The sequence below is a fragment of the Brevibacterium sp. CFH 10365 genome, assembly GCF_009299785.1.
GTDB classification, from domain to species: Bacteria; Actinomycetota; Actinomycetes; order Actinomycetales; family Brevibacteriaceae; genus Brevibacterium; species Brevibacterium limosum.
On the sequence record NZ_VIGO01000019.1, the window covers coordinates 1 to 1,422 of the forward strand.

Genomic DNA, 1,422 nt, shown 5'->3' on the forward strand with positions numbered 1-1,422 from the left:
CTACCTGACGGCTGTGAGTCTTGGTAGTGGCTGGTCTGGGACCGGCTGGCAGAGTAGGTGTTGGCCGTACCCATCCCGTGATCGTGACTCAACCTGGCGGTGACCCACCCCGTGTGGTGTCCTCGGGCCGATTTGTCCGATCACATGGGTGGTGCGGCCGGCACCAGCCCGGCCCACCTCGGTGACTTGATCAGAAGGCTGTCCGCCCCCGGATAACCGGGGGCGTGACTCATCACAGTGTTGTTCCGAAGTGACCTCATCCCGGACCGGTACCGGCCGCAAGCGGCCGGTCAACCTATCGGTCAATCAGGAAGCTTCGAACCGCCATGTCCATTGTCGCGCACTTATACAACTTCTTCATCGGCGTTGATACCCACGCCAGGAACCACGTCTACACGATCATCACCAACACCGGTCTCCTCGTCGCTACCCGCAGTTTCCCGGCGTCTAGGGCCGGGATCAAACGAGCCCTGACCTGGGTTGGCCGGCGCACTGACGGTGACCTCGACACCCTCTGGGTCGTGGAAGGAACCGCCTCCTACGGGGCGGTGCTGACCGGACACATCACCGCCGACGGGTACTCCGTTGTCGAAGCCGGGCGCATGGATGCCAAAGCCCGGTACGGCGTGGGTAAGAGCGATGAGCTCGACTCCTACCGGATCGCGAAATCCGTGCTGGCGCTACACACCGACCAGCTGCGGTGGCCACGCCAAGGCGAAGGCGTCCGCCAGGGCCTGCGCGTGCTGCTGGCAGCCCGGGACGCGATGTCCAAGGAACGTACCCGGATGATCAACTCCCTGACTGCGTTGGTGCGCACTGTCGATCTGGGAATTGATGCCCGTAACTCGTTGACCGATGCCCAGTTCGTCGAGATCTCGAAATGGCGGTCGAGGAAGGAAGACATCGGCCTGGCCACGTCCCGGGACGAAGCGGTCCGTTTAGCTAAACGCGTCCTCGATCTTGACGACGATCTGCAGGACAACCATGACAAGCTCGCTGAACTTGTTGAGGCCAGTCCGGCGGCAGTCTTGCTGGCCGAACCCGGGATCGGTACGTTCACTGCCGCGGTGTTCTTCACCGCTTGGTCGCATCCGGGACGAGTCCGTAACGCGGCTGCGTTCGCAGCCCTGGCGGGGGCGAATCCGATCCCTGCTTCGTCGGGCAACACGCACCGACACCGGTTGAACAGGGGTGGGGATCGGCAGTTGAACCGGGCCTTGCACACGGTGATCACGAACCGGATGATCCACGATGAGACGACCAGGGCTTATGTTGCCCAGCGCTTTGGTGAGGACCCGACGAAGAAGTCGAAGAGGGAGCTCAAGCGCAAGCTCAAATGGTATCTCGCGCGTCGAGTTTTCAAGATTCTTAACGGGCTAGAAACAATTCCCACGCCGGCTTGACAGACATAGAAGGATCGGC

General features: G+C 61.9%; 1 protein-coding gene. It reads left to right on the plus strand.

Features of this window, described 5'->3' with window-relative positions; genetic code table 11:
• The first annotated feature begins 326 nt into the window (after positions 1-326).
• Positions 327-1,403: an IS110 family transposase gene (locus FHG09_RS19635; protein ID WP_152349333.1), complete on the plus strand. Its 1,077-nt coding sequence runs from the start codon at positions 327-329 to the stop codon at positions 1,401-1,403.
• Positions 1,404-1,422 lie beyond the last annotated feature (19 nt).